Origin of the sequence: Marilutibacter maris (genome assembly GCF_006546735.2) — a bacterium.
Taxonomy (GTDB): Bacteria; Pseudomonadota; Gammaproteobacteria; order Xanthomonadales; family Xanthomonadaceae; genus Marilutibacter; species Marilutibacter maris.
This window is the reverse complement of the sequence record NZ_VICD02000307.1, coordinates 1-22578: the sequence shown is the minus strand read 5'-3', so window position 1 is coordinate 22578 and position 22578 is coordinate 1. Positions and strand designations below refer to the sequence as shown.

The 22578-nt window shown below is 67.0% G+C and carries 13 protein-coding genes; 9 read left to right on the top strand and 4 right to left on the bottom strand.

The window, feature by feature from the left end:
• Window positions 1–12 precede the first annotated feature (12 nt).
• The 6 genes from FKV24_RS17320 (at window position 13) to FKV24_RS17295 (ending at window position 13666) form a co-directional block, all read left to right on the top strand.
• Window positions 13–4392, top strand: a complete 4380-nt coding sequence (locus FKV24_RS17320; RefSeq protein WP_141483269.1) for a DUF7507 domain-containing protein — start codon at window positions 13–15, stop codon at window positions 4390–4392.
• Entirely contained in the window at window positions 4389–8096 is a 3708-nt protein-coding gene (locus tag FKV24_RS17315) for a hypothetical protein (RefSeq protein ID WP_211371908.1), read from the top strand. Before FKV24_RS17320 ends, FKV24_RS17315 begins: the two co-directional genes overlap by 4 nt.
• Window positions 8097–8541: 445 nt before the next feature.
• Complete coding sequence (locus FKV24_RS17310; protein ID WP_170288358.1) at window positions 8542–10188, top strand: GEVED domain-containing protein; 1647 nt, start codon at window positions 8542–8544, stop codon at window positions 10186–10188.
• Window positions 10173–12005, top strand: coding sequence for a CshA/CshB family fibrillar adhesin-related protein (locus FKV24_RS17305; protein WP_141483267.1), 1833 nt, complete (start codon window positions 10173–10175; stop codon window positions 12003–12005). The genes FKV24_RS17310 and FKV24_RS17305 overlap by 16 nt, the downstream gene beginning before the upstream one ends.
• Before the next feature lie 92 nt (window positions 12006–12097).
• Window positions 12098–12643 carry a hypothetical protein gene (locus tag FKV24_RS17300; protein WP_141483266.1) on the top strand — a complete coding sequence of 182 codons (546 nt, stop codon included), beginning with the start codon at window positions 12098–12100 and terminating at the stop codon, window positions 12641–12643.
• A 228-nt stretch (window positions 12644–12871) separates the two neighbouring features.
• Window positions 12872–13666 carry a winged helix-turn-helix domain-containing protein gene (locus tag FKV24_RS17295; RefSeq protein ID WP_141483265.1) on the top strand — a complete coding sequence of 265 codons (795 nt, stop codon included), beginning with the start codon at window positions 12872–12874 and terminating at the stop codon, window positions 13664–13666.
• A 517-nt stretch (window positions 13667–14183) separates the two neighbouring features.
• On the opposite strand, the gene FKV24_RS17290 is transcribed toward FKV24_RS17295, so the two are convergent.
• Window positions 14184–14405, bottom strand: a complete 222-nt coding sequence (locus tag FKV24_RS17290; protein WP_141483264.1) for a hypothetical protein — start codon at window positions 14403–14405, stop codon at window positions 14184–14186.
• Window positions 14406–14542: 137 nt separating this feature from the next.
• On the opposite strand from FKV24_RS17290, the gene FKV24_RS17285 reads away from it, so the two are divergent.
• Complete coding sequence (locus FKV24_RS17285; protein ID WP_170288356.1) at window positions 14543–16534, top strand: S8 family serine peptidase; 1992 nt, start codon at window positions 14543–14545, stop codon at window positions 16532–16534.
• Window positions 16535–16654: 120 nt separating this feature from the next.
• On the opposite strand, the gene FKV24_RS17280 is transcribed toward FKV24_RS17285, so the two are convergent.
• Genes FKV24_RS17280 through FKV24_RS17270 form a run of 3 tightly spaced genes read right to left on the bottom strand, consistent with a single transcriptional unit; the run spans window position 16655 to window position 19540 of the window.
• Window positions 16655–17383 carry a sulfotransferase-like domain-containing protein gene (locus tag FKV24_RS17280; RefSeq protein ID WP_141483262.1) on the bottom strand — a complete coding sequence of 243 codons (729 nt, stop codon included), beginning with the start codon at window positions 17381–17383 and terminating at the stop codon, window positions 16655–16657.
• Window positions 17380–18315, bottom strand: coding sequence for an aminotransferase class IV (locus FKV24_RS17275; RefSeq protein WP_141483261.1), 936 nt, complete (start codon window positions 18313–18315; stop codon window positions 17380–17382). Before FKV24_RS17275 ends, FKV24_RS17280 begins: the two co-directional genes overlap by 4 nt.
• Before the next feature lie 22 nt (window positions 18316–18337).
• On the bottom strand, window positions 18338–19540 hold the full coding sequence (locus FKV24_RS17270) for a dipeptidase (RefSeq protein ID WP_141483260.1): 1203 nt from the start codon (window positions 19538–19540) through the stop codon (window positions 18338–18340).
• 389 nt (window positions 19541–19929) lie between these two features.
• Between FKV24_RS17270 and thrS the strand changes: the two genes are divergently transcribed.
• Together thrS and infC are read left to right on the top strand one after the other, a co-directional pair.
• Window positions 19930–21858 (top strand): threonine--tRNA ligase, encoded by a 1929-nt coding sequence (gene thrS / locus FKV24_RS17265; protein ID WP_141483259.1) that lies wholly within the window; start codon window positions 19930–19932, stop codon window positions 21856–21858.
• Window positions 21859–21923: 65 nt separating this feature from the next.
• Complete coding sequence (infC, locus tag FKV24_RS17260; RefSeq protein WP_111265864.1) at window positions 21924–22460, top strand: translation initiation factor IF-3; 537 nt, start codon at window positions 21924–21926, stop codon at window positions 22458–22460.
• Window positions 22461–22578: the final 118 nt, after the last annotated feature.

Below are 22578 nucleotides of genomic sequence, written 5' to 3'. Positions count from 1 at the left end.
ACCTGCAGCGGCGTGCATACGATCACCCAGGCCGAGGTCGATGCGGGAACGGTGGACAACACCGCCACCGCGACCGGTACCGATCCGACCGGCACTCCGGTGGTGAGCCCGCCGGACAGCACCAGCACGCCGATCGCTTCGACCCCGGCGCTGACCCTGGCCAAGACCGCGTCGCCGACCACGGTGGCCGCGGCTGGCGAGACGGTGACCTACAGCTTCGATGTCGAGAACACCGGCAACGTCACCATCGACAACCTGACGATCACCGAGACCGCGTTCAGCGGCACGGGCACTGCGCCGGTCGTGACCTGTCCGGTGACCACGCTGGCGCCGGGCGCGACGACGGTCTGCACGGGCACCTACACGGTGACCCAGGCCGACATTGACGCCGGTTCGGTGACCAACACCGCGACAGCCGATGGCACCGACCCGACCGGCACCGCGACCACCAGTCCGCCGGACAGCGCGACGGTGACGGTGGACGCGCAGCCGGCCCAGACCCTGCTGAAGGAACTGACCGACAATGCCGATGAGGACGGCAGCGGCACGGTGAGCGTGGACGACACGCTGACCTACACGGTGACGGCGACCAATACCGGCAACACGACGTTGACCGACGTGGTGGTGAACGACAGCCGGATCACGCCGAACACGATCACCTGCGCCACGGTGGCGCCGGGGGCGACCTGTGTGCTGTCGGGCACCTATGTGGTGACCCAGGCGGACGCCGATGCGGGCACCATCCGCAATACCGCGACCTCGACCAGCCCGGTGTGCCCGTCCGGCAGCACCGATCCGGCGTGCACGACGACGGTGAATACCCCGGTGCCGCAGGCCCCGGCGCAGACCCTGGCCAAGGCGCTGACCGGCAATGCCGACGAGGACGGCAGCGGCACGGTGAGCGTGGACGATACGCTGACCTACACGGTGACGGTGACCAATACCGGCAACACGACGTTGACCGACGTGGTGGTGAACGACAGCCTGATCACGCCGAGCACGATCACCTGCGCCACGGTGGTGCCGGGGGCGACCTGCGTGCTGACGGGCACCTATGTGGTGACCCAGGCGGACGCCGATGCGGGCACCATCCGCAACACGGCGACGTCGACCAGCCCGGTGTGTCCGGCGGGCAGTACCGATCCGGCGTGCACGACGACGATCGTGACCCCGGTGCCGCAGACGCCGGCGCTGACCCTGGTCAAGGCGGCGACGCCGACGACGGTGGCCGCGGCCGGTGAGACGGTGACCTATACCTTCGATGTCGAGAACACCGGCAACGTCACCATCGATAATCTGACGATCACCGAGACCGCGTTCAGCGGTACCGGGACGCCACCGGCGATCACCTGTCCGGTGACCACGCTGGCGCCAGGCGCGACGACGGTCTGCACGGGCACCTATACGGTGACCCAGGCCGACATCCATGCCGGTTCGGTGACCAACACCGCGACCGCGGACGGCACCGATCCGACCGGAGGCACCACCACCAGTCCGCCGGACAGCGCGACGGTGACGGCCACGCCGCCGGTGATCAGCACCGCCAAGGCCTCCGATCCGGCCACCGGCACGACGGTGAACCCGGGCGACACGATCACCTACACCCTGACCACCACCGTCGCCAACGCGGCGCTGGCGGCGGACTACACGCTGACGGATACCCTGTCGGGCGACCAGACGTTCGGGTCGGTGACCGATGCGGGCGCGTACACCTGCACGGCGGGCAATCCGCTGGCGTGCACGCTGCCGGCGGGCACGGCGCCGGGCACGTATGAGGTGACCTACACGGCGACGGTGGACGCCGATGCCTCGGGTACGGTCGGCAATAGCGTGGCCGGCAACGGCGGCGGCGATCCGGACCCGGAGTGCACGAGCTGCACGACCGGGCACCCGGTGGCGCTGCCGGTGATCAGCACGGTGAAGCGCTCCGACCCGGCGACCGGATCGATGATCCAGCCCGGCCAGACGGTGACCTACACCCTGACCACCACGGTCGAGGCCGCGGCGCTGATGATGGACTACGTCCTGAGCGACACCCTCAGCGGCGACCAGACCTTCGGTGCGGTCACCGATGCCGGTGCGTTCGCCTGCAGCGGCAGCCAGCCGCTGGTGTGCACGCTGCCGGCCGGCACCGCGCCCGGCACCTACGCCCTGAGCTACACCGCGACGATCGACATGGACGCCACCGGCGAGGTCGGCAACGTCGTGGTCGGCGACGGCGGCGGCGATCCGGATCCGGAGTGCGCGGACTGCGCGACTGCGCATCCGGTCGCATTGCCGGCGATCGCCACGAGCAAGGCCTCCGATCCGGAGACCGGCACGACCGTCAGCCTGGGCCAGACGATCACCTACACCCTGACCACGACGGTGGAGGATGCGCCGCTGACGGCCGCCTACACGCTGACCGACACCCTGTCGGGCGGGCAGACCTTCGGCGCGGTGACCGACGCCGGCGCGTTCGCCTGCAACGCAGCCTCTCCGCTGATCTGCACCCTGCCGGCCGGTACCGCGCCCGGTGTCTACACGGTCAGCTACACCGCCACCGTGGATGCCGATGCCAGCGGTTCGATCGGCAACAACGTGACCGGCGACGGTGGCGGCGATCCGGATCCGGAATGCGAGACCTGTTCGACCGAGCACCGCGTGGAGCCGGCCCAGGTGCGCCTGACCAAGCAGGCCAACCCGCGCGACGTGAAGATCGGCGACCTGGTCCGCTACACCCTGGTGGCCGAGAACATCGGTCAGGTGGCAGTGGTCGACGCGACCCTGGTCGATACTCCGCCGGCCGGCTTCAGCTATGTCGATGGCTCGCTGCAGGTGGCCGATGACGACGGCGTCGGCCGCCTGGTCGGGACCTACCCGATCAGCGTCGACCAGATCGACATCGGTGTCGGCCAACGCGCGACCATCAGCTACCTGTTGCGGGTCGGTGCCGGCGTGCGCCCGGGCGTGCACACCAACACCGCCGAGGTGCGCGACGACGGCGAGCGGATCTCCAACATCGCCACCGCCGATGTGCAGATGGTCTCCGATCCGCTGGTCGACGACTCGCTGATCATGGGCACGGTGTTCGACGACCGCGACGAAGACGGCTGGCAGGACAGCGCCGCGATGGACGAGGTCCGGGTGCAGGGCGGTTTCGCGCCGGGCGCCTACGTGGCCGGCTCGACCACGCTGGATCGTGGCGACGGCCCGCGGCCCGAGCCCGACGCCAGTGCGCCGCTGCTGCATGGCATCGCGATCGGCGGGATCGACGGACGCCAGTCCGACGCCGATCCGGTCGAGGCGCACCGTGTGGTGGTCAGCCAGACCCTGAGTGCGCTCGAGTTCACCGACGACTTCGTGCTGACCACGAAGCAGGGCGTGAGCGTGCGGATGGATGCGGCCGGCAACACCACCGTCGACCGCAGCCAGGGCGATGCCGGCAAGGGCCTGACCGCGGCCGCGCCGACGGTCGAGCGCCGCGTCGCCCAGGCCGCCGACGGCTACCGCGTCGACTACGTGATCTCCAACGAGGGCGTGGACGAGCGCGGCATCCCGGGCGTGCGCATCGCTTCGGTCGAGGGCCTGTTGATGGAGACCGACCAGTTCGGCCGCTATCACGTGGTCGGCATCGACGGCGGCCGCGCCGAGCGCGGACGCAACTTCATCCTCAAGGTCGATCCGGCGACCCTGCCGCCGGGCAGCGTCTTCACCACCGACAACCCGCTGTTGCGACGGATCACCCCGGGCCTGCCGGTGCGCTTCGACTTCGGCGTCAAGCTGCCCAACGGGGTGGTGGAGGGTGGCCGGCAAGAGGTCGAGATGAAGATCGGCGAGGTGTTCTTCCGCGCCGGCAGCGCCGAGATCGACAGCCAGTACCTGCCCGCGATCGAGGAGATGGCGGACAAGGTTCACCAGTACGGCAAGGGCGAGGTGGACATCATCGCCGACGGCGACACCGAGCTGCTGGCCCTGGAGCGTGCGATCGCGGTGCGCCAGGCGCTGGAGGCCAAGCTCAGCGCCGAGGAACTGCGCAATGTGCGCATCGGTGTCTACACCGAAGCGATCGGCTCGCAGACGATGGTGGTCGGGTTCCAGGATTGGCCATTGCTGGGCACGGTCCTGTTCGACACCGACAAGGCCACGATCAAGCCCCAGTACCGGCCGTTGTTGGAACGGGTGGCCCAGGTGATCGGCGAGATCGGAACGACCCAGATCGCCATCACCGGCCACACCGACCTGCGCGCATCGGATGCGTACAACCTGGACCTGGGCCTGCGTCGCGCGCGTGCGGTGTTCGACGAGATCGCCGGGAAACTGGATCCGGAGGTGAGGAACAAGCTGCGCATCGAGGTTGAAGGGAGCACCCGGTCCCCTGTCAGTGACAACGAAGTTCAGGGGGGGCAATGACCATGAAGATGAAGCTGCTCGATTACGCCCTGCTCAGCATCCTCGCCGCCGGCTATCCGCTGTCCTCGAATGCCCAGGTCCCGGCGTCCCGTGAGTCCGACGATACGGCTGCCGAAGGCGCGTCTGCCGAAGGGCCGGTGGTGTTCACCATCCGCTCCAGGGGCGAGAAGCAGCCGGTTACCACCGACGTCACCGAGGCGTCGTCCTCGGAGACGTTGCAGCCCGACCGCCGGGTCGAGGTGCGTGCCGAACACCAGCGTTCGCAGTGGAGCGAGAAACTCCAGCCCGGCCAGGCGGTGGCGATCGGCAAGTGGTCGGTGGACCTGCCCGGCGGCGGGGTGATCTGGGCGACCGAGGATCCCGACCTGGGCACCGCGTCGATGAGCGTGTCGGCGCCGTCGCTGGTGCCCTTCGACGGCAGCCGGGTCACCAAGCCGGTGCGGTTCCGGGCCTATGCCAACCATTCGGCCTTCATCGACCGCGCCGAGGTCCTGGTCTACCGGGCCAGCGATGTCGATCTGGTCGATCCTGTGGCCACGGTCGAACTGCCGGTCGCGGCGATCGCCGAGGCCGAGTGGGAGGGCGCGTTGCCGGCTGGCTACGAGGCACGCGCCGGCGACGAGCTGGTCTACATCGTCCGCGCCTACGGCGAGGGCGGCAGCTTCGATGAGACCTATCCCAGCCGTCTGCAACTGGTGACGCCGGAGGAGGCCGAGCGCGGCGCGCAGGCGGTCCGCAACGCGGTCGAGCGCGAGCATTCGCAGGCCTTCAGCGTCGAGGACGCCGAGCAGCGCGGCCAGATCGACAGCGTGTTCGGGCGCAACAGCCTGCGCCAGCAGAACATCCCGATCCATGGTTCGCGCATCCGTATCCAGGGCCGCAACCTGCCGGAGAACACCCAGGTCAGGATCAACGGCCAGTCGCATCCGGTGGACCTGGAGCGCAAGCTGGTCGCCGAGTACCTGGTGCCGGTCGGCCGCCACGGCTTCGACATCGAGATCGCCGGCCGCGGCCAACCCGAGCCGGTCCATCACCGCCTCGACGTCGATGTCAGCGGCAAGTACATGTTCGCCGTGGCGCTGGCCGATGTGACCGTGTCCGGCAACAACGTGTCCGGCTCGATCGAACCGCTGGGCGACGATACCGAGCGCTTCGACGACAGCCTGATCGTCGACGGCCGGCTGGCGTTCTATCTGAAGGGCAAGATCAAGGGCAAGTATCTGGTCACCGCCCAGGCCGACACCCGCGAGCGCGAAGTCAGCGAGCTGTTCGACGGCTTCTGGGACGCCGACCCGCAGGACGTGTTCCGGCGTCTGGACCCGGATGCCTACTACCCGGTCTACGGCGACGACTCGACCACCTACCGCGATGTCGACACCCAGGGCCGGCTGTACGTGCGGGTCGACTGGGACAAGAGCCAGGCGCTGTGGGGCAACTTCCAGACCGGCATCACCGGCACCGAGTACGGCCAGTACTCGCGTGCGCTGTACGGTGCCGCGCTGAACTGGCGCAGCCGGCGCGCGAACGCCTGGGGCGACCCGGGCAGCACGCTGAAGGTGTTCGCTTCCGAGGCGCAGACCGCGCCCGGACACAGCGAGTTCCTCGGCACCGGCGGCAGCCTGTACTACCTCAAGCACACCGACATCCTGCCCGGTTCGGAGCGGCTGGCGATCGAGGTGCGCGATCCGACCACCGGCCGGGTCGAGGACCGGATCGAGCTGCAGCCCGGCGCCGACTACCAGATCGACGACCTGCAGGGCCGGGTGATCCTGGCCGACACCCTGTCGATCGTCACCCGCGACAACCTGCGCCGGCTGACCCGCGACACTCCGCTGGACGGCCTGATCCAAGTGCTGCTGGTCGACTACGAGTACATCCCGACCGGCTTCAATCCCGACGAGGTCACTGCCGGTCTGCGCGGCAAACACTGGTTCGGCGACCACGTCGGCCTGGGCCTGACCTATGTCGACGAGAACCGAGCCGGCGAGGACTACACCCTGATGGGGGCGGACCTGACCCTGCAGGCGGGTCGCGGCACCTACCTCAAGCTGGAGCACAGCCAGACCGAGGCGACCAGCGCACCGGTGTTCTTCTCCGACAATGGCGGTCTGGGCTTCAGCCAGCTCAACGGCCTGGGCGAGCGTCGCGAGGGCGCGGCCAGCGCGGTGGAGGCGCGGGCCAACTTCAAGGAGCTGGGCTGGACCGAGCTGGACTGGTCGGCCGGCGCCTGGTGGCGCAAGGTCGATGCCGGCTACTCGATCGCCCGTTTCGACAACGGCCAGGAGGTCGAGGAGCACGGTGCCGAGGTGCTGGGTCAGTTCGCACCCAACCTCAACGTCTACGGCCGCTACAGTCGCGCCGAGCGGGGCCGGGAGTCGCTGACCCAGTCGCAGTTGACCGGCGAATGGCGGATCAACGATTTCAGCACCTTCAGCGCCGAATTGCGGCGAGTGCAGGAGGCGCGCGTCGGCGGCGACGCGGCCGGCACCCTGGCGGCCTTGCAGTACAAGCACCGCTTCGGCACGTCGCTGGACGTCTACGGCACCGCGCAGTTCACCCTGGACGACGACGACGGCCGCTACCGCGACAACGATGCCTACACCCTGGGCGCGAAATACCTGTTCGGCGACCGCTCCAGCGTCGGCGCCGAGCTCACCCATGGCGACCGTGGCGACGCGGCCCTGGTCAGCGCCGAGTACCGGTTGAATCCGGACCGCACGCTGTACGCGAACTACGCGGTCTCGACCGACGACAGCCCGTTCGATCCGTTGTTCAGCCGCCGCAGCCAGGACGGCTGGACGCTGGGCCAGCGCTGGCGGTTGTCGAGCCAGGTCAACCTGTTCAACGAGAGCCAGTATCTGAAGACCCCGCGCGAGTCGGGCCTGGCCAACACCTTCGGGATGGACTTCTATCCGGCGCTGGGCTGGAACATGGGCTTCACCCTGCAGGAGGCGGACCTGGAGTCGGTGCTGGGCGCGATCGACCGGCGCGCGGTCAGCGTCAACGGCGGCCACACCTCGGCCGACACCCAGTGGCAGAGCAAGCTGGAATGGCGCCGCGACACCGGTGCCGAGCGGCGCGAGCAGTGGGTGACGACCAACCATCTGACCCACAAGTTCAACGAGAGCTTCCGCGTCGCCGCGCGCCTGAACTGGTCGGATACCGACGACGAGTTGAACCCGCAGGCCGGCGCCAAGTTCGTCGAGGGCAACGTCGGCTTCGCCTGGCGTCCGTGGGACAGCACCCGCTATGCCTTGCTGGGCCGCTACACCTACCTGTACGACGTCTCCAGCCTGCCGCAGGACGAGAGCGTGGCGTTCTACGACCAGCGCAGCCAGGTGTTGGCACTGGAGGGCGTCTATCACCCGTCGCACGACTGGGAGTTCGCGGCCAAGCTGGCGCGGCGCGAAGGCGAGGTGCGACTGGGGCGGCAGAGCGGCGCATGGGCGGACTCGGCGACGACCTTCGCTGCGGCGCAGGCGCGCTACGGCATCACCGACGACTGGAACCTGATGGCCGAGTACCGCTGGCTGGGGGTGAAGGACGGCGGCGACCGGCAGGGCTTCCTGGTCGGTATCGACCGCGACATCGGCCGCAACTTCCGCATCGGCGCCGGCTACAACTTCACCGACTTCAGCGACGACCTGACCGACTTCGACTACGACCACCGCGGCTGGTTCCTGAACATTGTCGGTCGCTATTGATGAGACCGGATGCGGCGACTGATTGGGGAGATGCGTGAACAGGGCTACAAAAAAAGAGGAAAGAGAGATCGTGGAGATACGGCGGGCATTGCCGGACGCGTCCGTGTTGACCGATGTTCGGATCAAGGGGGCTCACAACCCGTCCATGGGCGATGGGTCATTCGTGATCGGCGCCAGCGAAGGACGGATCTGCAGCTCTCGAAGGAGCCCGGGCATGCGTGGATTCCCTGTTCCGCGCATGGGCCTGGCGAGCCGCTGGACACCCCAGCCGGGGCTCGCCACAACGGATTGGGCCAGGAAGGCCAGGTCCGAGACCGCCGTGAGGCGGCCAGGAGTGGAAAGGGAAAGGGAAGTTCCTCTCCACTCGTTAAGATTCAGCAGGACCGGGGTTTGGGGCAGGAAGGCTTCAAGGCCCGGCACCTATGTGATGAGGCACCGGCGCGGCATGGTGCGCCGTATTGCACTGGCTTCGGTCTGCACCGTGGCGCTGTCGGGAACGGCGTGGGCGCAAACCACCGTCTTCGACTGCGCGACGGGGGTGGTGACCAACAACGGTCGAAACGGTTTCGTCGCCCTGCCGGTCACCGAGCTGACGACGGCGCAAATATCAACGCTCGAAGGCGGGGGCACGGTGAGCTGGGTCACGCCACTGCTCAACAGCGCCGGTGACGGCTTCATCACGGTCGATATCACCTCCGGTCCCGCACCAAACAGTCCCAATCCTGGAACCATCGACCTTGCACTATCCGTCAATGCGAATCCGAACGGGGATCTGATCGCCGGACGCACCGGGAACAGCTCGACCGCGGGACACACGCTACGCTACGACTTCTCGGAGCCGCTGCGGATCGCTGTCGCTTCGGCTTCGAACAATTCCAGTCGTTCCACGCACCTAGGCGGCCCGAACGTTGGTCTGGTCGCTGACGAGCAGGTTCATGTCACCAGCGGTACGTCACTTGATGGGCGATTGCTGCGCGGCGACGGCGTCGTCTACAACACCGATGTATCGGCCTCGGCATCGACCTCCGGCTATCGGTTTCTCGGCGACAACTCGACCCACCTCGTGTTCGGGCACTTTTCCAGCGGGCCGAGCGTGCTGGATACGGTCTGGAGAGCCCAGACGACCGGGCAGGTGGGGACAAACTGGGTCGCTGTCGAGTACTACGTGGCTCCGAACGGATCGACCTACAACGATCCCTACTATCTCTTCGTCGGTCCGATGTGCGCCGATTTCGGCGATGCGCCGGATGTCGGCTACCGGACCCTGCTGGCTTCGGGGGGCGCAGCGAACACGCGGTTGAACCGAATCGATACCAACAACAATGGGGTCGCGGATCAGCCGCTGCCGCTGTTCCTGGGTGCCACAGTCGACATCGAACCCGACGGTCAGCCCAGCGGCGACGCCGGTGGAGACGGTAGCGACGAGGACGGGGTCAGCATTCCCGCGACCTTGCCGCAGGGACAGGCGTCGACGATAGACGTGGCGGTCAACCAGCCCGCTTCCGGCGCCGGCTTCCTCAGCGCCTGGGTCGATTGGAACGTTGACGGCGACTTCGACGACGCGGGTGAGCAGATCTCCACCGACCAGCAGTTCACCGCCGGTACCAGCGGCAGCATCAGTCTTAGCGTGACGCCACCGCTCGTAGCCCTGCCTTCCAACCAGACCTTCGCGCGATTCCGCTGGTCGAGTGTGGCCGGCGTCGCCGCAACCGCTGGCGGAACCGACGGCGAAGTCGAGGACTACGCCGTGGAACTGGTGCCGGCGTCCGACCTGGCGATCACCAAGACCAATACGCCGGGTGTGAACGGCGAGGTCGACCAAGCCGGCGACACGGTGGTCAGCGGCGCGACCACCACGTACGAGATCCGCGTCACCAACAACGGCCCCAATGAGGTCACAGGCGCGCTGGTGCGCGACACCCCGGCGGCGGGCTTGGATTGCCAGCCCGGCAACCCGGTGACGATCAGCGGCGACGGCGTGCCCGCAGGCGGGCCGTTCACCGTGGCCGACCTGACCGGCGCCGGTATCGCGCTCGGAGCGCTCGCCGATGACGAAACAACGGTGCTGAGCTTTACATGCTCGGTGCTCTAGGCAGACATCTGCATACAGGGTGTGGGAGACAATCGGTGGACGAAACTGTCGCAATCGCGCCCTTTCCCTGCAGCGGGCCGGGCGTACCCGGTGAGGGGGGGCTGAGTCCAGGTGCGTGCCCATGCCGCACCGGAGCATGTCGCCACGGTACGCGCATGCGGCTGAGGTGGTTGCTCTGGCCGCTGTTGTGCCTGGCGATGATGCTCGTGATGGCGCCCGCCCGGGCGCAGTACGCAACCGGTGGCACCGGTGCCTATCGCCAGAGCATCGTCTGGTTCCGCTGGGGCAATCATCTGCAGAACATACCCAACAGCGGCGGCCTGACCGTCACCAACTCGACCCCGGTCGGAAGCGACTTCCTGCGGGTGACCTGCACGATGTCGTCGATCGCTGGAAACGGCCCCAATCCCGATGCGATCGCCATCAGACCTGGTTCCTGGATGGGCGACATCTTCGACGATCTGTACAACATCGGCGGGACCGGAGACGCGAACCAGCTCGTCGTCGGCGTGGCCAACAGGACCTTCGGGACGGTATCGGCAGGCGGTCCTACCTCGACCGTATCGGCCAATATCGCCTGCTCGGCAACCTTCGGCCCGAACAACAGCGCCGCGGACCCGATCTGGCCGATCAATGGCCTGGTCTTTGCCGATGCCGAGCAATCGAGTGGAGACCAGGGTGAGTTTGTCGGGGCTTCCTCCCCAAGCGGTACCTGGAGATTGATCGAAAGGGCCAGCACCTGCGGGCAGCACGGTGCCAGGACCCGGTACACGGTCGCGAGCAACCAACTCCTGTTGCTTGGATCCAATAGCCCGCTGTGCAGCGCGGGACCGGCAGGTATCGCCTTTATCGACGGATCTTCCCAGTTCAACTTCTCGCTGGCGGGTGCCGGACGTTCGTCGATCGCGCTGGGTGTCATGGTTTTCGTCGCCGACCAGGGCGATGCGCCGGCTTCATATGGCAACGCGGTTCACCTGCCGCAGTTCATCTTCACTGGCGGGCAGCCCCCGGCGGGAACCGTGGGCCTGTACAGCTTCCCGCTGGCGACATTGTCGACGCCGGTTCTGCGCCTGGGTGCGGCGGTGGATGTCGAGCAGATCGACCTGTCCAATGCCGCGGCCAGCGGCGACGACAGCGATGGCGTGGACGATGAGGACGCCGTGGCGGCGGTCGCGCCGATCGCCCTGGTGCCGGCGGCGAACTACACCCTGGGCGGCGTGCAATGCGCGGGCGTCGGCTTCGTCTACGGCTACATCGACTTCAATCGCGATGGCGATTTCACCGATCCCCGCGAGCGTTCCGCGATGGCGAACTGTCCCGGCAGCGGCCCGATCAGCCTCGCGTGGACGATGCCCGGACCGGCGGGCCTGGTCCCCGGGGCCAGCTACATGCGCCTGCGCATCGGCGCGGTGGATGCGCAGGTCAACGTGCCGACCGGCAATGCCTTCAGCGGCGAGGTCGAAGACCATCCGATCACCCTGACGATGGCGACCGACCTGGCGATCACCAAGACCAATACGCCGGGCGTCAACGGCGAGGTCGACCAGGCCGGCGACACGGTGGTCAGCGGTGCGACCACCACGTACGAGATCCGCGTCACCAACAACGGCGCCAACGAGGTCACAGGCGCGCTGGTGCGCGACACCCCGGCGGCGGGGCTGGATTGTCCACCGGGCAGCCCGGTCACGATCAGCGGCGATGGCATTCCCGCGGGCGGGCCGTTCGATATCGCCGATCTGACCGGTAGCGGCATCGCGCTCGGGCCTTTGGGTGTCGGCGATGTGGCGGTCCTGGAATTCACCTGCAACGTGCAATGACCATGTGCATCCCCGGTATTCCTCCTTCGCTTCGCGACAAGCCATTGCCCGATCGCGGGGGCGTCCGACGACCGCCGGTCAGAGGGGGTTCGGTGAAACCGAGCCTGATCGTCGACGAGCTCATGGCCCTGTACGAAGTGTTTGGCGCGCGCGCGTGCGTCGACAGACTGCGGCGGCGGGTCGAGCATTCCGGCCACATGGCGAGGCGGGCGCTATCGGAGGGATTCGATCAGGATGTGGTGCTGGCTGCGTTCTTCTACAACATCGAGTACGTGGCCGCCCATGCGGTGGGCGTCCGCGAATTGGAGTGTTACCAGGACGTTTGCGCCGGATACCTGCTCGAGCGCGGGTTCTCCAGACGGGTGGGCAGGATCGTGGGGTCCCGTGTCGACGCCGAGCGCTACATGCGGTTCCGATGGCCGGACCAACCGCCAAGATCGCCGATGGAGGGGTTGGAAGGCGTGCGCGACCTCAGTGCGATGAGCGAGAGCGAAGCCGGTCTCTATGAGGGGCATCCGGACTTTCCAATCTATGTCCAACTGCGCGAATGGGACGGGCAGCAGCTCGATGAGGGCATGCCAAGCGGGATACTGATCCATATCCGGCGCATCGCCTCCAGGCACCTGCACTGCAAATGAACATACTCGTGCGCATGGTTGCCGCGCGCCGGAACCTGCGCGCGCCATCGCAGATGCCAGCGATAGCGTTCACTGGTGAACAGCTTTGGCAGCTCATGCCGCGTGACTTTCGAGATATCTCGTTTATTTCAATGAATGAGGGCAGTCATGTGAATCTCCGGGTAGGGGGCGGGGACGCCCCTGCGTTTATCAGAAGTATGTGTAACTTCGATATCGGATGAGGTCAGCGTGTCCGCCCGGATCAGACCCAGTTGGCTGGAGAGCGATGCGAGATATCTGAAGATCGATGATCTCGTCATCGACCTGAACTATCGCCGGATGTTCTCCGAGGAAGCTGAGATCAACGCGCCGCAACGGGCGCTCGATCTGCTGCTGTTGCTGGTCAAGGAACCGAACCGGCTGCATTATCGCGCTGACCTTCTCGAAGCCTTGTGGCCGGGGCTGATCGTCGAGGACGCCAACCTTTCGCAAAGCGTGTGGTTGCTTCGCAAGGCGCTCGGGCCGGAGCGCAAGAACTGGCTGCGGACCGTGGCCGGGGCGGGCTATGTGTTCGAACCGCCCACAGAGCCCGAAACGCTGGCGACGCCGCCCTGGAGCGAGGAGACCGATGTCGGTCCAGACGGGCAGGACGGCGACGCCGTGACAGTCGCGGCTACCGGTCCGCAACATGGTGGCGAGGGGGATGCAGGCGAGCAGGCGCCGGGCGCGACGGTACTGCCAGAGGTTGCGGTCGATTCCCGGGCGCGCAGCATGCCTCCGAAGTCGTATCGAATACTGTCCGTGCTGGCCGGGCGTATGGCTTCCTGCATGGGTAGCCGCCCGGTCCTGGTATTCGTTGCGATGGCCGCCTCCTATCTCTTGTGGACAGCATTGCATACCTGTCCACGGGAGCAGGAAACCGCCGGTAGCGCACCGGAGGAGATGCAGCCGGCTGTTCTGGATGTGAAGCGCGATTGCGCGGCGCTGGTGGTCGGCAGCGCACGGTGCGGCAGTCATGAGCATGACGGCGACGGCGATACGTGATCCATGGCATTCCGGTGCCGTGGGGATGACCTCCATTCTCCATGTACCACGTCCGTGCGCTGGCCGCGCGCACGCGTTCGATCACCCGCAGGTGCGTCCGCATCGACTCCGCGGTTGTGATGTTCATCGACCGCTTTGTTCGAGCAGTGTCCTGATCTGGCCCGGAATCCCGATTTCTTTTGTGCAGTGCTTACTGTCGTAATTGCCGCATCTTCGGCACCCCGGCGGGATGAACCGCCGGGGTTCTTCCTGCGCACTGCAGGTCATCCGGCCGCTGGCACGTGTCCATCCCATCCGTTCGGAGCACCGCCATACAGGGCATGACTGTCTGGCCCTGATATGCGGCGAGCACCTCGGTCGTGCCTGGATGACGGGTCGATTCGATTCGTCGCAGCCCACCCGAGCACTGCTCTTGGGTGTACGGCATATCTGGCTGGAGTCGGACTGCACTCCTTGAGTCAATCTCCGGAAAGGCGGCGCTCAAGTTGCTCGCGTTTCTAAACTGCACAGCTGCCAATCAAAAGCGCAGATCTTGAGATTTCCATGCGTGACGATTTGCCGGTCTTTGATCGTGTGCGTAGTGGAAATAGAGCGCGGCGAAGATGCCAGAGATATTGCCGATCGCGATGATATCAATCGGCACGAAGGCGTCGCCCGCAAGCTGTCCGCCTGAACCGCCATGTCCATCCGGTGCTCGCACGAGTGCCGGCTGGGTTCTGTTTCCGTTGTAACCATCCATGCCTGTGGCCTGCGGGCTGTGCCGAACCGCGCCGCCGCGAACCGACGATGCCCGCACACGCCCAACGCAATGGGTTGCACGTGAACAGGTCGAAATCGTGCCGATTCGATCGTTCGTCATCTACAAGGAGACAAGACATGTTGAAGGAAAGATGGCTCAAATCCGGAAGGCGCATGTTGCCCGTGGTCGGGGCCCTTCTCGTCTGTGCCAGCTTGTCGGCAACGTTCCCCGTCAGTGCGCAGGATTCGGAGGAACACGCCGGCAAGAGTGCAGCAGACAATGAGAGCCTTGAGGAGATATACGGGAAGATAATCTACGACGGCATATCGAATCCGGAGCAGTACTCGCTGGATAATAATAATATGACTTATAGCTACGATCGAGATACCCGGCTGCATAACCGGTGGATCGTTCAGTACAAGGAGGGGACCGATGAACACGCGGACGTTGCTGGTGCGGTGGAGGAGCTGATTGATGGTCTGAATCTCTTTGAGATCGGGTCTCTCAATATTCTCGTGAGAAATTTCACTTATCCCGAAGTCAGTCGCGTACGACGTCTGGAGGATGGCTCCGACTTGTTCATGTCCAGTCGCTACATGGACGAAGCAGAAGCCGTGATGATGATGCGGGCTTTTGCGTTTGAGTGGCCGGTGAGTTCCGTAAAGATGGATCTGAGCAGCGGACGGGATTTTGCTCTGGGCCTTTCTCGTCCTGCTCCGGTCCGTATCAATTTCTCAGGCTTCTCGAACCACGGGCCTTACGCTGGCGAAGGGCCCGCTGCCGGATCCGATGAAAGAAGATATGACCGGTTCATTGTCGGCTACAAGGCAGGCGTGGTGGACGACGGGGACCCGGCCACTATCGAGTCGTTCCGGGATTTCTTCGAACAACTGGGGAGGATCTACATTGACGACTTCGGGCGGGACCCGCCGATGGACATCGCTCATCGGCGTCGCCTCGCGACCGGCGCGGATCTGTTTGTCATCGACCGCCTCCTGACCGAGGAGGAGATGTTCAAATTCCTGACTAGGATTGCCTACAATTCCGACTACGACGACGTTGGCGTCGCCTACCTCGAACTCGACCTGACGCGTCAACCGGCCGCGGTTGCGAGCGACGAACTACGGGCCAACCAGTACGCACTGGGTACCGCGGCTGGCGGGATCGGGGCCGAGCGGGCCTGGGACCGTACGACCGGTGAAGGCGTGGTGGTCGCGGTGGTCGATACCGGCATCACGCCGCACCATGACCTCGATGCGCACGTCCTGCCAGGTTACGACTTCATCTCTTCGCCGCTGGAGGCCCGCGACTACGATGGTGGCCGCGACCCGGACCCGGAAGATCTCGGCGACTACTTCTATCCGGGCGAGTGCGCGGACATGCCAGGACAGTCGCGGCATTCCAGCTGGCACGGCACCGCCACTGCAGGCGCGATCGCGGCGGTCGCCGGCAACGGCCTCGGCGTCGCCGGTGCCGCGCCCGGTGCCAGGATCGTGCCGGTCCGCGTGCTGGGCCGCTGCGGCGGTCTCGACTCCGACATTGCCGAGGCGGTGATCTGGGCCGCCGGCGGCGACGTGCCGGGTGTGCCGGCCAACCCGCACCCTGCCGAGGTGATCAACCTGGGCCTGGGCAGCCGTTCGCAGGAGTGTCCGATCACCTATCAGGTGGCGATCGACACGGCGGTGGCACTGGGTGCGACCGTGGTGGTGGCCGCCGGCAACGACGGCGGGGATGCCTCCGGATTCGCGCCGGCGAACTGCCGGAACGTGGTGGTCGCGGCGGCGAGCGACAGCGCCGGTGCGCGTGCCGGCTTCTCCAACCGCGGCGCCGGCGTCGACGTGTCGGCGCCCGGAGACGCGATCGCCGTACTCAGCGATGCCGGGGTCGATCCGAGGGCGCAGGCCGGCTACGGCAGCAAGAGCGGTACCTCGCTGGCCGCCGCACACGTGTCCGCAACGGTTGCGTTGATGCAGTCCGCGGCAGCGATGCCGCTGACCCCGGCGAGGGTCGAATCGGTCCTGAAGGCGACCTCCCGTCCGTTGGCGGGCGACTGCGAGGATGGCTGCGGTGCCGGCATCATCGACGCCGAGGCGGCGGTGGATGCGGCCGCTGCCGGTGAAGGTGGCTGACAAGTCCTCGCCGCAGGGTCGCCGATGCCGGCCGTTGGCCTGGCATCGGCGACATCCCCGGACCCCGGCTTCGGCCGGGGTTTCTTGTCTGGATGCGTCGGTGGCTGCGTGGCGCGGGCGCTACACCCGCAACCGTGCCGCGTGCAGCCGTTCGAAGGCCGGGCGGCAGGCATCGGCGACCTCGCGCGGCCGGCCGTGCAGATGGATCTCGCGTGCCTGCGGCGGCTGGAACCCGGTCGACTTCCAGACCGCGTCGTACCAGTACGGCGCCCAGATGCCGTCGCTGTCGCGGCGACCGGGCGGCCAGCTCATCATGCGCGGACTGAAGGCGATTCCCAGCCGTTCGCACAGGGCGCGCAGATGCGCCTCCGGGTCGCGCAGGAAGTCGCCGGCGTCGATCACCGGGGGCGGTGCGCCGGCGGCGACCAGCTCGTCGTACAGCTCGGCCTGCTGCAGCAGGCCGATGTCCTCCGGCGCGATCTCGGCGCGCGAGCGGATGTAGGAGGCGACCACCTCGTCGGGGTCGCGGATCAGGAACACGTTGCGCAGCTGCCGGATCCAGCCGCGCTCCATGTCCGGCAACAGATGGTGGCTCATGTGCTTCTGGTACCAGAGCGGTGCGCCACCCGGGACCGGACCGGTCAGGGTGTCGGCGACCCGGCGCCAGTCGCTTTCGCCGTCGGCGATCACTTCGTCGCGGCCCGGATGGTCGAGGCCGGTCGCGGCCAGGTAGGCCGCGTACAGCGGTTCGTCGCTGACCACGCAGTCGGGGCGGTTCTCCCAGGCTCGCATCATCGCGGTGGAGATGTTGCGCGGGCCGCTCCACATCGCGATCCGCAGCGCGCTCATGCCAGCCGCTCCCCGGCGCGGAAGGCGATGTCGCGCGCGACCAGTGCTTTGTACAGCTGTTGCAAGCGCGCCACCATCGGCCCGGGCCTGCCATCGCCGATCAGGCGTCCGTCGATCTGCCGCACCGGCACCACCCCGGCGAAGGTACCGGTGACGAAGGCTTCCTCGGCGCCGTAGACCTCGGTCAGGCTGAAGTTCTTCTCGAACGCCGGAATGTCGGCCTCGCGGCAGGCACGCAGCACGTTGGCGCGGGTGATGCCGCCCAGGCAGTAGTCGCCGGTCGAGGTCCACACCTCGCCCTTGCGGACGATGAAGAAGTGGGTCGAATTGCAGGTCGCGACGAAGCCGTGCGGGTCCAGCATCAGGCCTTCGTCGGCGCCGGCGGCGGTGGCCTGGATGCAGGCGGTGATGCAGTTGAGCTTGCTGTGGCTGTTGAGCTTGGGGTCCTGGACGTCCGGATAGCCGCGCCGTACGTGCACGGTGAACAGGTTCAGCCCGGTCGACAGGGTCTCGGGTTTGGCGTTCTTGTGCTCGGGGATGATCACGATCGTGGCCGGGCCGACCGTGACCCGCGGGTCCTGGTAGGGCGTGCGCTTGACTCCGCGGGTGACCATCAGCCGGATGTGGACGCCGTCGTGCATGTCGTTGGCGGCCAGGGTGTCGTAGATCGCCCGGGTCAGCGCGGCGCGGTCCAGGCCGATGTCCATGGCCAGCGCGCGCGCGCCCTCGTAGAGCCGGTCGAGGTGGGCGTCGAGGAAGGCGGGGTGGCCGCCGACCATCCGCAGGCCCTCCCAGACACCGTCGCCGAGCACGAAGCCGCTGTCGAACACCGATACCGTCGCCTCCGCGCGCGGCTTGAGCTGGCCGTTGATCCAGATCCGGATGTCGGCGTTGCGCGGATCGTCGTGGAAATCGTGGATGCTGTTGGACACGTGGGTTCTCCGGCCGTCCGCGTCAGCGGACGGCGCCGTCCTCGACCGCCTGCCAGACCCGCAGCAGGTTCCCGCCCAGCAGCTTGCGAATGTCGGCGTCGGAATGTCCGCGCGCGCGCAGGCCGGCGATCAGGTTCGGGTAGTCGGCGACCGATTTCAGCCCGGTCGGCAGGTTGCCGCCGACGCCGTCGAAGTCCGAGCCGATGCCCAGGTGGTCGATGCCGACCAGGGCGACGCCATGGTCGACCTGGTCCAGCACGACGTCGATCGGCACCTGGCGGTTGGGATGGGCGGCCTTCCATTCCTTGTCGAAGTCCTCCTCGCTGCGCGGCGCCTCGCCGGCGGCGACACGCTCGGCATTGCGCCGGGCGAAGGCGTCGTGGTCGACGAAGTAGTCCTGCAGGTCGCGCGCCGAGGCCGGGTCGACGAAACCGTTGCCGAACGCGATCTGGATCACCCCGCCGGCGTCGGCGACCCGCCGCGCCAGCGCGTCGCTGATGTTGCGCTCGAAGCCCGGGGTGAAGTGGCGGAATGCCGAATGGGTCGCGACCACCGGCACCGTGCTCAGTTCGATCGCGTCGGTCGCCGCCTGGTCGGACAGGTGCGAGACGTCGACCATCATGCCGAGCCGGTTCATCTCCGCGACCGCGCGCTTGCCCAGCGGGCTCAGGCCGTTCCACTGCTTCTCGCGCTGGTAGGAGGAGTCGCCCATCGCGTTGTTGGCGCTGTGGACGAGGGTGATGTAGCGGACGCCGCGGTCGAAGAAGAACTGCAGGTTGTCCAGGTCCTCGCCGATCGGCGCGCCGTTCTCCATGCCCAGCGGCAGCAGGACCCGGCCGCCCTCGCGCAGCCGCTCGACATCGCCCGGCGAGCGCAACAGCGCGAACTTGTCCGGATGCCGCTGCACCAGCGCCTCGACCGCGTCGATCATCCGGTTGGCGACCGCCCAGGCGCTGTCGTCGGCGTCCTGGCCGGGCGAGGTGTAGATCGACATGAAGGCCACGTCGAGCCCGCCGCGGCGCGCGCGCGGGTAGTCGAACTCGCGGTCGTCGGCCTCGCTGTCGAGGTCGGTCCAGCGGGCCAGCAGTTCGCTGGGGGCGTCGATATGGGTGTCGACGATGATCGCGTCCCGCGCCAGCGCGGCGGCATCGCCGGCCCGGGCGGTGGGCGAAGCGGCGGCGGCTCCCAGAACCATCGACAGTGAAACGGCAAACCCGATGCGCATGGCGACTCCCCGACTCAGTGTGGAATGGGCGGCCCGTGCGGGCCTCGCGGCGCCGGCACGGGCCGGGCGGCGACCGGGCCTACTCTAGCGGCGCGGCCGGGCGCGTGCAGTACGGTGCCGGCGCATGTGAACGGGAGTGGCGGAACGGGGCCGTCGCGTCGGCGCCGTCCGTTGACTTCGGGACGGCCCGACACTAATTTGGCAAGTCCTGCCAGAACCCATCCGGACAAGGTGGCCCGCGGCAAACCGCCGGCCGAGCGTGCGACATGAGCACTACCACCGCCCACCGCTGATCCCTCCTCTGAGGTTCCCGCATCCGCAGGCGCCCTCGAGGGCGTTTTTTTTCGTTCCGGTTCCGGCCGGAGCCAACCCGATATCCGGTAGTTCCCATGATCACGATCACGCTTCCCGACGGCAGCCGCCGCGAGTTCGACCATTCCGTCTCGGTGATGGACGTCGCCCAGTCCATCGGTCCCGGCCTGGCCAAGGCCACCATCGCCGGCGAGGTCGACGGCCGCCTGGTCGACGCCAGCGACCTCATCGAGCACGACGCGCGCCTGCGCATCATCACCGCCAGGGACGAGGAGGGCGTGGAAATCATCCGCCACTCCTGCGCCCACCTGGTCGGCCACGCGGTCAAGCAGCTGTACCCGGACGCGAAGATGGTGATCGGCCCGGTCATCGACGAGGGCTTCTACTACGACATCTACTCCGAGCGGCCGTTCACCCCCGAGGACATGGCTGCGATCGAGCAGCGGATGAAGGCGCTGATCGACCAGGACTACGACGTGGTCAAGAAGATGACCCCGCGCGAGGAGGTCATCCGGGTGTTCCGCGAGCGCGGCGAGGACTACAAGCTGCGCCTGATCGAGGACATGCCCGACGAGCAGGCGATGGGCCTGTACTACCACCAGGAATACGTCGACATGTGCCGCGGCCCGCACGTGCCGAACACACGCTTCCTGAAGGTGTTCAAGCTCACCCGCATCTCCGGCGCCTACTGGCGCGGCGACTCCAAGAACGAGCAGCTGCAGCGCATCTACGGCACCGCCTGGGCCGACAAGAAGCAGCTCAACGCCTACATCCAGCGGATCGAGGAGGCCGAGAAGCGCGACCATCGCCGGATCGCCAAGCAGCAGGACCTGTTCCACCTGCAGGAGGAGGCGCCCGGGCTGATCTTCTGGCACCCCAAGGGCTGGTCGATCTGGCAGACCATCGAGCAGTACATGCGCCGGGTCTACCGCGACAGCGGTTACCAGGAGGTCCGCTGCCCGCAGATCCTCGACGTGTCGCTGTGGCAGAAGTCCGGCCACTGGGACAACTACAAGGAGAACATGTTCTTCACCGAGTCGGAGAAGCGCACCTACGCGCTGAAGCCGATGAACTGCCCGGGTCACGTGCAGGTGTTCAATCACGGCCTGCACAGCTACCGCGACCTGCCGATCCGCTACGGCGAGTTCGGCGCCTGCCACCGCGACGAGCCCTCCGGTGCGTTGCACGGCATCCTGCGCGTGCGCGGCTTCACCCAGGACGACGGCCACGTGTTCTGCACCGAGGGCCAGATCGAGTCCGAGGTGACCGCCTTCCACCGCCAGGCGATGCAGGTCTACGCCGACTTCGGCTTCGACGACATCCAGGTCAAGCTGGCGCTGCGCCCGGATTCGCGATTGGGCGACGATGCCACCTGGGACAAGGCCGAGGAGGCCCTGCGTGCGGCCCTGCGCGCCGCCGGGGTCGAGTGGGCCGAACTGCCCGGCGAGGGCGCGTTCTACGGCCCGAAGATCGAGTACCACCTGCGCGACGCGATCGGCCGGACCTGGCAGCTGGGCACGATGCAGGTCGATTTCATGATGCCGGGCCGGCTCGGCGCCGAGTACGTCGACGAGCACAGCCAGCGCCGCCACCCGGTGATGCTGCACCGGGCGATCGTCGGTTCGATGGAGCGATTCATCGGCATCCTGATCGAACACCATGCCGGTCAGCTGCCGGCCTGGCTGGCGCCGGTGCAGGCCGTGGTGATGAATATTACCGACGCCCAGGCCGATTATGTGGACGAAGTCCGGAAATCCCTTGCAAATCAAGGGTTCCGGGTCCAGTCCGATTTGCGGAACGAAAAGATCGGCTATAAGATTCGCGAGCACACGCTGCAGCGCGTGCCATACCAGCTGGTGGTCGGAGACCGTGAGCGGGACAATGGCATGGTCGCCGTGCGGACACGAGGGGGGGAGGACCTCGGAAGCATGACCGTCGCCGAGTTCGCCTCGCGTTTGCGAGGAGAGCAGGGAGGCGGGGCTTCGACGGAGTCTTCCTCCGCCTGACGCGCAGCGTACTGCAGACTGGACCGGCCCCGTGAATCCGAAGCGATGGGGCCGGCACGACCCTCATTGGAGATTGCACAATCAGTACCCCGGACAAACCGAACCGCAGGAATCACGAGATCCGTGTGCCGCGCGTCCGCGTGATCGGAAGCGATGGCGAGATGATCGGCGTGCTTTCGCGCGACGAAGCCCTGAACATGGCCGAGGAAGAAGGCCTGGACCTGGTCGAGATCCAGCCCAATGCCGACCCGCCGGTCTGCAAGGTCATGGACTTCGGCAAGTACCGGTTCGATCAGCAGAAGAAGGCGGCCGAGGCCAAGAAGCGCCAGAAGCAGGTCGAGATCAAGGAAGTCAAGTTCCGTCCGGTCACGGACGAGGGCGACTACCAGATCAAGCTGCGCAAGATGCGCGGATTCCTCGAGGAAGGCGACAAGATCAAGGTCAACATCCGCTTCCGCGGCCGTGAGATGAGCCACCAGGAGCTGGGACGCGAGATGGCGGCCCGGATCGAGGCCGACCTGGGCGAGGACATCGTGATCGAGTCGCGCCCGCGCCTGGAAGGCCGGCAGATGGTGATGATGATCGCGCCGAAGAAGAAGTGATCCCGGCTCCGCGCGCAGTGCGCGCGGAGGCCGCCGCGACCGGTCCGGTCCGCCCGTGAGGGCCCCGGCCCGGCCGTGCAGACAGCAAGGCGCCTGCGGGCGCCTTCCGCGTTTCCGG

Excerpts from the sequence above, each read along its gene's own strand:
- FKV24_RS17310 (WP_170288358.1), top strand. The coding sequence starts at position 8,542 with ATGGTGCGCCGTATTGCACTGGCTTCGGTCTGCACCGTGGCGCTGTCG.
- FKV24_RS17305 (WP_141483267.1), top strand. The coding sequence starts at position 10,173 with ATGCTCGGTGCTCTAGGCAGACATCTGCATACAGGGTGTGGGAGACAA.
- FKV24_RS17270 (WP_141483260.1), bottom strand. The coding sequence starts at position 19,540 with ATGCGCATCGGGTTTGCCGTTTCACTGTCGATGGTTCTGGGAGCCGCC.
- FKV24_RS17315 (WP_211371908.1), top strand. The coding sequence starts at position 4,389 with ATGACCATGAAGATGAAGCTGCTCGATTACGCCCTGCTCAGCATCCTC.
- thrS (WP_141483259.1), top strand. The coding sequence starts at position 19,930 with ATGATCACGATCACGCTTCCCGACGGCAGCCGCCGCGAGTTCGACCAT.
- FKV24_RS17290 (WP_141483264.1), bottom strand. The coding sequence starts at position 14,405 with ATGGATGGTTACAACGGAAACAGAACCCAGCCGGCACTCGTGCGAGCA.
- FKV24_RS17285 (WP_170288356.1), top strand. The coding sequence starts at position 14,543 with ATGTTGAAGGAAAGATGGCTCAAATCCGGAAGGCGCATGTTGCCCGTG.
- FKV24_RS17280 (WP_141483262.1), bottom strand. The coding sequence starts at position 17,383 with ATGAGCGCGCTGCGGATCGCGATGTGGAGCGGCCCGCGCAACATCTCC.